The organism is Nocardia sp. NPDC002869 (assembly GCF_046764065.1).
Classification (GTDB): Bacteria; Actinomycetota; Actinomycetes; order Mycobacteriales; family Mycobacteriaceae; genus Nocardia; species Nocardia rhamnosiphila.
The window spans coordinates 1-9,135 of the sequence record NZ_JBKOOL010000059.1; the positions used below are offsets into that span (position 1 = coordinate 1).

Sequence of the window (9,135 nt, forward strand, 5' to 3'; positions counted from 1 at the left end):
GTATGTCCTCTTGTCCGCCGCCGCGGACTTCGCCTCGGCGGCCGACAGTTTGCAATGCGATCCGCGCCAGTTCGTGCTGCCGTGGGTCCATCAGGCAGCAGCTCGAAGCTGCGGAAACATCCTTTCCCACAGGGCACGCACCGGCCGTGCCGGCCGCATCTGCGGCCAGATCATCGCCAGCAGGCGGCCGTTGACGAGTTCCCGCAGATTCTTCGCGGTGCCCTCGTCCAGCACGATTTTGTAAACGGCTGCGCGGTCGTAGTCGTCGTCCAGGTCGAATTCCCGGCGGCCGCCCCAAGCCAGCTCGATCGGCAGCTGGAGTACCCCGTGTTCGGGGCCCCGCAGTTCACTCAGCGAGTCGACGACCTCATACGGTCTGACCTCGCTGAAGCTGAACGGGGTATCGCTGCGACTGGACATATCCACACTGTGCCGCAGTCCTTCGCCGCGTGTAAACCTGTCACCGGCGAGGTCCGGGCTGTTCCGCAGGTTCCCTGTGGTCGGGGTGCCGGGTACCGGCTGACCGTTGTGTCGGCCGCACATGCGGGACTCGTTTGGATCGCACCGGGATGATGGCTCACTGCGTGGTCTGGCGGCGTGGGTCGGGGAATCCGAGTTCGGTGTAGCCGGGGGCGCGTTGTTGGAGGGTTCTGGCGAGGACCGAGGTGTGGGTGTCGTGGTAGTCGTGGACGGTGGCGGTGGTTTTGCCGGGGTGGGCGCGGGTGATGCGGCCGACGTACTGGATGAGTCGGCCTTTGAATTTCACGGGTGCGGCGAGGAACAGGGTGTCCAGGGCGGGGCAGTCGAATCCCTCGCCGATGTAGGAGCCGGTGCCCACGATCAGTAGCGGCACTCTGTTGTTCAGGCGGGTGGTGATGGCGTCGTGGGCGGTGCGACGTTGGCCGGCGTTCATTCCGCCGCGCAGGGTGATGATGCCGGTGATGCCCTCGGTGGTGAGGCGGTCGGTGAGGGCGTTGAGGTGGTTGATCCAGGTGGTGAGGACGAGGATGTTCGCGCCGGCGCGGTGCGCGGCGGCGACGTCGGTGACGATCTGGGTCAGGCGGTCTTCGTCGGCGACCAGAGCACGGTAGATCTCGGCCATGCCACCGGGCTGGGACGGGTCCGCGTCCCCGGCATAGGCGAACCCGGTGGAGTGCACGTGCAGGACCGGGTGTGGGGCCGGGGCGGCATCGTCGGTGGGGAGGTGACCGGCTCGGGGTGCGTCGATGGTGTAGGTGTGGGCGCCGAGTTGGTGGTAGATCAGGTCGTCGAGTTGATCGCGGCGGTAAGGGGTGGCGGTGAGGCCGAGCCAGTGTTTGGCGGGGATCTTGTTGAGGACGTCGGTGAACGCGCTCGAGGCCACATGGTGGCATTCGTCGACCACAACGAACCCGTAACCGCTGGTGAGTTCGTCGATGTTCGAGCGCCGGGCGAGGGTCGGCAGCAGCGCGACGTCGAGGACACCGGTGGTTTTGGATCGGCCGCCGCCGATCTGCCCGCACTTGACACCGAGGTGGTCGGTGATGCGGGCACGCCATTGGTCGGCCAGTGCTTTGCGGTCGACAATGACCAGTGTGGAGGTGGCCCGCGCCGCGATCACCGCGCAGGCGATGACGGTTTTGCCGGTGCCAGGCGGTGCGACCATGACTGCGGTGTCGCCGGTTGTGGCGGCGGGGACGGCGTGCTGTTGTTCGGTCCGCAGTTCGGCGGTGCAGGTGAAGTCCTGGGGTGTGCCGGTGCTGCGGGTGTCGGTGAGATGCAGGGTGCTGTCGGCGGATTCGATGAGGCGGGTCAGCAGTGGCAGCAGGCCGCGGGGCAGGATCAGGTCGCCGTCGAGGGTTTCGTCGTAGCTGCGCAGGAACCGTGGGGTGTCCCAGGTGCTGCGGCGGGCGCGCTGGCGGGCGAAGAATTCGGGGTTGGCGATGGAGGCGGCGTGTTTGACCGCGGAAATCATCGCCGGGCCCAGATCGGTGGCGGTCAACTGGATGCGCGCGCCGAACGCCGCACGCACCACCGCGGCGGGGCGCGGCACGATCTTCGACGCGGTCGGCAGCCGCAGGCGCCGCACATCGTGACCGAGCTGGGGCTGGGGCAGTGAGCTGGCGAACCCTTCGACCTGCTTGGTCGACAGGCGAGCGATGCTGGACAGGTAGGCCCACTGATCCTCGAAGGGCTCCAAAGTGGCGGGGTCGAGGAAGACTGTGGTGCCGTGCTGGCGGCGCGCGCCGGCCAAGGGCGCGGCGATGAGGTTGCCGACGCCGCGGCCGGGGTGGGTGTCCTGGGACGGGAAGAGCCGGTCGTAACTGGATAGGCTCATCCGGCCGCGTAACCCGATGGCTTCGGCGAGCAAGCCTGTGGCGATCCGCCGCGCCGCTACTGCGGGCACGGCGGTGGCGAAGAAGATCCACACATGCGCGCCGCGTCCGGATTGCGATATCTCCAAGGCAGCCGGAATCCCGGCGGCGCGAGCGGCTTTCACATACGCCGAGGCGTCCAGCATCGCGGTGTCTTTGTCGAAATCCGCTGCCACCCACCAGCAGGTGTCGTCATCGGCCAGCGGATACAACCCGATATGGTGCCCGCCCCGCAGGTGCCGGTCGACCACGTCCGCGGTCAACGGCAGATACGACACCTGATCCGGGGCCATACCCTTGCGCCATTTCCCGCGGATCGCGGGCACCCACCCCGAGCGGCCGTCGTGGCGGTTCTCCCAGCGCACGGCATAGGTGTCGGTGCGGGCGCCGAACAGGTCCAGGAAGAACGCGACCTTCGCCGCCGGAGCGGCCCGCATATCGACCGGAGTGTCGGCGGCGGTCTGATCCGGCTCCGCGGCGCAGGCCTGATCACCGGTGAACCGCAACAGATTCCGCAGCCGAGCATTCTCCGCGCGCAGGGCCTCGACTTCGCCGGGAAAAGCTTCCACGGCCACCCAGTGTGCACCGCCGAATGGTGAGCCGGCCAGTCGCCGAGACACAGTAAGGCCAGGAGTGGTCAGAGACCGTTGCGGTCGAGGCGCTCGATGAAGGCGCGTTTGCGTGCGTGCGTTTGCCGCAGGACCGTGGAGCGCTCGGCGAACATGTCGTCGCGGTCCTCGCGTTCGGCCAAAGCCTGTAGATCGAGCAGCAGCGTGACGGCGGTATCGTATTCGGCCGGTTTCCGGGTGGCGATCATCGCCGCAACGCGCGACCATGCGAGGTCTTGTGTGCCGGCCAGCTTGTCGAGTCGCCGTTCCCGGGCAACGGTACGAGCGTGTTCGGCTCGTGCTTGTGCTTCGGCGCGCTTGTCGGCCATCTGGCGCTCGCGGGCGGATCGTCGCCGCGCCGCGTTGTCGAGCAGGTCGGCCACCGTCCGGCGGGCTCGGGTGGGGTCGGCCGGAGTTGCGTCGCCGCGGAAGCGGCGCAGCAACTCCATCCGCACCCGTGCGGCCTCGCCCTGCACGACACGGGCCAGGAGCCGGTCTTTCTCGATTTCTGGCAGGTGGGTCAGCCAGGCGGCGAGGTCGTCTACATCGTCGCCGGCCTGGTCGAGCGGTGCCGAGGCTTGTGCCGCGATCGCGAGGAGGTCGGCGTCAAGACGAAGGAAGTCGGCCAGCGCACGCTGGGACGCGGTCAGCGTGCCCAGCCCGGGCGGCACCGGCGGTTCGAGATCGTCGTCGGCCTCGCGGTCGAACAGGTCTTCCTCGCGTTCCCAGGCGCCGTAGGCGGCCAGCCAGGCGAGGTAGAGCGGTCGGAGGTCGCCGGCGGCGAGTTCGGCGCGGACCCCGATGATCGCCGACAGCAATGCCGCTGGGTCGTAGTCGAAGTCGAACTCACCCGCTTCGTCCTCGCCGGTGAATTCGAGCACGACGAACTCGTCCGTGATCCAGGCGTTGACCCGGTCGTCGACGCAGTAGTCCTCGACGACACCGGGATCGAGGAGCTCACAGGGCAGCCGGAACATCACCTGGTGGGTGCCCCAGTTGGCGACGTACAGGTGCGCGTCGTAGAAGTGCTCCATGAGCCGTCTGGGAGAACCTTTGAAATTGCCCCAGTGATACTCGTTGACGAAGCTGGTGGCCGTGATCCTTGCCCTGGTCGACAGCGATCGCACTGCTGCCTGCTCGTCATCGTCGAGTGGCCGGTCGATCGCCAGAAATTCGTAGTACTGATACTCGCTCACTATCCATCCACTCCGTCGGAACGGGCAATGGGCTTCGCCCGGAAGGACGAGTCCTCACCCAGGTGGAAGAACAGGTGACCCTCGATCGTCTCGCTGTCGACGCGAACCGCCCAGCCGCGTCCGTTGACCCGGTCGCCCTCGTCGATGCCTTCCCAGGTGAACTCGACACCTGGCCGGCCATCCCGCTGGGCAGGGCGGCTGTCCAGCCGGCCGCGGACGGCGATGAAACCGAACTGGCCGGTTCCGTCCGCGCCGAATTCGATGAAGCCGGGCTCTACCAGGTCGATGTCGTCCCGATCCCAGCCGCTCATCGCCACGATCCGCCACCGACCGGTCATCCGCGCCGCCGCAACCCTTGGAACACCTCGCGTCACAAGGCGACAGGGTAGCCGTCGACTACCCCCGCGGTCTCCCATGAGAATCCCGTGTGGCTATTCCGTGCCGACGCAGTGCCGTCAGGACGGTGGTGTGGTTGACGTCGAGGTGCTTACCGACGCGTGCGAGTGACCAGCCGAGTGTGTAGAGGTGGATGGCGGTGTCGGCCTGGTCGGGGGACAGGCCGCGGCGGCGCATCGGTACCCCGCGTCGGTGGAGGATGCCGCTGACTGTGCGTCGTTCGATACCGAATCGGTCGGCCAGTTCGTACACGGTCGCTCCGGCCTGGTAGCCGGTGATCAGCTCCGAGACTTCCTCGGCGTCGAGTTGCCGTGCCCGCCGGGGTTTGGGTCGCTCCACGGGTGGGGGCCGGACTTGTCGGGTCGGGTAGCTTCTGGATCGGAATTTCCAGGGCTTCTGCCGGCATTTCAGGGCTTCTCCCTGCTGTTTCAGGGTTGTAGTGAGGTCCCCCAAGGTCCACCAGAGGTTATCTGTTCTTTACGGAATGAAATAAACTCGTTTTCAGGGCCCTGTCTACGACAGCCGACCCTCACACCGGAATTCCGGTGTGAGGGTCATTTTGTATCAGTGTGATGGTCGTCGAACCAGTTCCGGGCCGCTCATCTCGGCCACGCATCCTCCGCGGCGTATGACCCAGGTAACATCGGTTGGATTCCTTCCAGTCCGTTCGACGGGCCTGCGGTGACGCGTGCTGCCACGAGGCCTGTCTCCTCGTTTTCCCGGTTGGCGACGCGACGGCCGCCGTCAGCGCCCATCCGTGCCGTCGCGTCCACGATGATCGCGCGTTCAGTGGGCGTTTCGATAGGCGGTAAGGGTCTGTTTGACGGCGTCGGTGAGGGGGGTTCAGGTGTAGGCGTCGTGCTCGGTGCCCCGGACGGGTTCGGGAGCGGCGCAGTGGACGGCGAAGTTGAATTGGCGGCTGTATTTGCCACTTCCGGAGCGGTAGTCGAAGCTGTCGATGTAGCGGCCGATGCCGGTGACCTGGAGCCCGGTTTCTTCGGTGACCTCGCGGGCGAGTGCCTGGTCGAGGTTTTCACCGGGTTCGACTTTGCCGCTGGGCAGTTCCCAGATGCCGCCCATGAAATCGTGGGGCTGGTTCGGCACAGCAGCAGGATGCGTTCGTTGTGTTCGACGACCGCGCCGACGACGAGTTGCTGGACGCCGTCGCGTTCGGCTCCGGTGGTGTTCGGTGAACACGTGCAACCAGTACTTGGCTCCTTCACCGCCGTCACCGGCCCAGATCCCGAGGATGTCGCGGCGTGAACCGGCCATTCCGAACGGCTATCCATCGGGTTCGATACGTATCTCTTGCCGTGGAGAGGGTGTTGGCAGTTCGACGAGAACTTGCACGTCGGCGCCCTTGCCATGGCTGGCAAGAGAGGTCGGTTGCGCTCGCGCCCGGGTTGCGGAAATCTACAACCCGGGTGTGATCCTGACGGCCGAACCACGCTCTCCGGCCCGAGGTTCACAGACCGGCTTGCAGGGCGGAGATCCGCTGAGGTGGGAGTGTGCTGTGATCAGGTCCGGGAGTCCGGAACTCGCGGAGCTGGCCGATCAGATCGTCGCTGAGCTGCGTGAGCTCGCGCCGGACGGGTGCCGCCGGTTGGAGGCCGCGTTCGCGATGACCGTTGTCGCAGAATCGGCGCTGTTCCTCGCCGATGACGGGGACCACCCGGTCCGGTGTCAGGTATCGGATGCGGTGTGGGAGTTGGTGCGCCGGCATCGGGACCTGTGTGCCGCCGACGAGGACGGGCCGTGGTGGCGGCTGGTGGTGCACGTCGATACCCAGGGGGCCGAGGTCGTCGCCGATCGGGGCGCGGAGCCGTTTCCCGGTGAGCAATTGTTCGCGCCGCAGGCGTATCTGGCGGATCTGGAACAGTATCCGCGTAGCAGGCTGCCCGTGTGGCTGGCCGCCTACCTCGGACGCGGTGAATCCCAATCGAGGTCACCGCGCGCGGCCGCGGACGGCGTGCGCGCTGATCGGAGTGCGGGCGTGCAGGCGACCCCGGTGATCGGTGAGTTGCCGGATCTGGCGGTGGTGTGGGCGCGGTGGGCGGTGCTGGCCGCGGCCTTCGTGGCGGCCGGATCGGAACGAGGGCCGCGGATCGGCCCATCGGTCGGCGTCTTCGAAAGTTCGGGACACAGCGGTTCGACGTTGACACTGCTGCCCGGCGACCGGGCGGTGCTGTCGGGCGGTGTCTGGGATGCGCCGGTCTTGGAAGCCGCCTACAACGGGCCTGGCGCGATGCCGAAACTATTCGCCGGAGCCCCGGAATGGGTGACCGACCCGGTACTCAACCCCCGCGTGATGACCGGCATGCTGTCGTTTTGTTACTGGTGGGATCAGGGGCAGTGGTACCGCGGCGAATCCGCTCCGATGGCGGAATGCGCACCTGCGTTGCCCGCCGTGTGGACGGCCGATACGGTGGCGGAAATGGTGGCGGGCGCGCTGGATCGCCCATCGCCGGATGCCGCTGAAGTGCTGGTATCGGCGGCGCAGGCCGCGGCGGTGACCCGCGCGGCGATCGTGCAGGTTGTGGGCGAGGACGCCGAGGTCGATATCGACGGCGCCCTGTTCCAGTTCGTGCTCGCCGATCTGGTCGCCGGTGACATCGTGGGGATCCACGAGTCGGAGGCACTGAACCTGGTTCGTGATTACATCCGCAGCCGGGGTTACGACACGACCGGGTTCCCGCTCTCGACCTTGCGGGCCGAGCGGATCGGCGTGGGCTGGATGGTGCGGTCACCGGTGCCGGAGGGGGAGATCGCCCTCGACCGGGCGGTGTTCTATGTCGCAGACGATGGTGTCGTGGAGCGGTCGAGCTCGTCGGTACCGCTGTCGGCGTTCATCACCGATTTCGAGCACCGGTTCCGGCTGCGGACCGGCGGACCGATGTCATCTGCCCGAGGTGGGAGATGAGCGGCGAACTGCGACTGGACTTGGATGGCCTGCGCGAGCGTGGCGCGCGGCTGGCCGATATCGCCGATCGGGTGCAGCAAACGCACGCCGGGCTGCGGTACTGCTTGCAGCAGGCGGAAGGCAGCTTCGGCGACGACTACATGGGGCGCACCTTCGCCGAGCAGTTCACGCCGCGCGCCGAACAAGTGGTTTCGACCGTGCAGGCCATGGCGGAAGGAATGCGCAGTAACGCGGCCGGAATCATCAGCGCCGCAAACGGCTTCGGTACACAGGACATCGACGGCGCCGCGCGCGTGGCCGGGGCTGCCCAGGGTCCGGGCTCGGGACCGGCCGGTCTCGCCGAGTCGCCTCCGGCGGGTACGGGCGGTCCGCAATCGCCGGTCGGGGGACCCCGGTCGAACCCATCCGATCAGGCCGCGGTGACGCCGGAACAGAATTCGCCGGTCTCTCCCGTCGGCGGGCCACGGAGCACCGACCAACTCCCGGCCGATGGGCCCAACCGGCCCGGTAGCGCACCGGCACCGGACGGATCCCCGGGGCGTGCCGCTGCGGACAACGGACCACGGTCCGAGTCGCCGTGGGGTCGTTCCCGGCCCGAATCCGGTCCGGGGAGCAACGAGGCGACCGGCACCCCCGGCCGGCGGTCCGGACCGGCGGTGCCGCCGCCGTCCTCCGCGGTCTCACCCCCGCCGGTAGCAGCCCCATCGCGTAATACGCCTCAGACGTCGGGAAGACCGTCCGGCAGCCCTGTCGCAGGGCCCGCGGGACGGGCCGGAGCCCCGTGGACCGAGACGCCGCCCCGCACGCCCGGCCAACCAGGAATGCCGGGTTCCCCTGGAAACGCCGGCAGGCCCGCAAACACCGGGCCGGCTCCGCAGCAAGGCCCCCCACCACGACCGAACTCACCCGCCGGTGGCAATGGCCGCGACCGTGATCGGCGCGGCGGCCGCGAGCGGTCGCCGGCCGATCCGGCAATCGAACGGCTGGCACGCGCATTGGCCGAGCGGCACGGCGTCGAGGTGACAGGTTTCGATGCCCCCGATCTTCAGCTCGCGCCGGTACAGGAGTTCGTGACCGCGGTGGACCGGGTCCTCACCGACTACCCGATGATCGTGCTGGAGACCGTGGCGGTCGCCGAGCTCGAGGACGAGCTCGGCACGGTACGGTGGGCCGTTGCGCCGACGGACAGCGAAGGCGGTGCCCGGTCGATAACCCTCGACCGGCGCGCCGCACAACAGCCGCAGCCGCCTGCGCGATCATCCCGGCCACCCGCACACCCACAGGACCCCACCGCCGATACCGAGGAAACGGGCGAGACGACACAGCCGGATATCCACACGGCCACCTTGCGGGCATTCGGCCGGGCTTTCGACGCTGCCGGTGGCGGTGTCGCGCACCGGCGGGCACAACGCGTCCTGATCTCGGAGTACCTGGACACCCAGCCGCGCCCGCGGCCTGCGCTGTCCGAGATGGTGCGCGGCTACCGGGAGTGGCGTGCCGAGCTGTCCGGGAATGCCACGGAACGAGGCGGATTCGATGTGGGCGAGGCGCTCGGCGTCGCGTTCGCCGAGGTGGTCCAGCACGGTGAGAAGGCCGGTATTCAGGCACGACTGCTGCATGCCGTGCTGGTCGCCGCGGCAACCCGGCCGGGGTAGGTCGAG

General features: G+C 68.0%; 8 protein-coding genes. 2 read left to right on the plus strand and 6 right to left on the minus strand.

From position 1 onward, the window contains the following. Positions 1–90: 90 nt before the first annotated feature. The 6 genes from ACLML9_RS13505 to ACLML9_RS13530 form a co-directional block, all read right to left on the minus strand. Positions 91–420, minus strand: coding sequence for a hypothetical protein (locus ACLML9_RS13505; RefSeq protein ID WP_411945840.1), 330 nt, complete (start codon positions 418–420; stop codon positions 91–93). Between the two features lie 157 nt (positions 421–577). Next, on the minus strand, positions 578–2,929 hold the full coding sequence (locus ACLML9_RS13510; protein ID WP_411945841.1) for a TOTE conflict system archaeo-eukaryotic primase domain-containing protein: 2,352 nt from the start codon (positions 2,927–2,929) through the stop codon (positions 578–580). Between the two features lie 62 nt (positions 2,930–2,991). After that, positions 2,992–4,158, minus strand: coding sequence for a hypothetical protein (locus ACLML9_RS13515; RefSeq protein WP_411945842.1), 1,167 nt, complete (start codon positions 4,156–4,158; stop codon positions 2,992–2,994). Then, entirely contained in the window at positions 4,158–4,469 is a 312-nt protein-coding gene (locus tag ACLML9_RS13520; protein ID WP_411945847.1) for a hypothetical protein, read from the minus strand. The genes ACLML9_RS13515 and ACLML9_RS13520 overlap by 1 nt, the downstream gene beginning before the upstream one ends. 85 nt (positions 4,470–4,554) lie before the next feature. Continuing rightward, complete coding sequence (locus ACLML9_RS13525) at positions 4,555–4,893, minus strand: hypothetical protein (protein WP_411945843.1); 339 nt, start codon at positions 4,891–4,893, stop codon at positions 4,555–4,557. A gap of 504 nt (positions 4,894–5,397) precedes the next feature. After that, positions 5,398–5,658, minus strand: a complete 261-nt coding sequence (locus ACLML9_RS13530; protein ID WP_411945848.1) for an NUDIX hydrolase — start codon at positions 5,656–5,658, stop codon at positions 5,398–5,400. Positions 5,659–6,067: 409 nt separating this feature from the next. Here ACLML9_RS13530 and ACLML9_RS13535 point away from each other — a divergent pair, with 409 nt between their 5' ends. Both ACLML9_RS13535 and ACLML9_RS13540 read left to right on the plus strand, forming a co-directional pair. Continuing rightward, positions 6,068–7,474 (plus strand): hypothetical protein, encoded by a 1,407-nt coding sequence (locus ACLML9_RS13535; RefSeq protein WP_411945844.1) that lies wholly within the window; start codon positions 6,068–6,070, stop codon positions 7,472–7,474. A 1,019-nt stretch (positions 7,475–8,493) separates the two neighbouring features. Continuing rightward, complete coding sequence (locus ACLML9_RS13540) at positions 8,494–9,129, plus strand: hypothetical protein (RefSeq protein WP_411945845.1); 636 nt, start codon at positions 8,494–8,496, stop codon at positions 9,127–9,129. Positions 9,130–9,135: the final 6 nt, after the last annotated feature.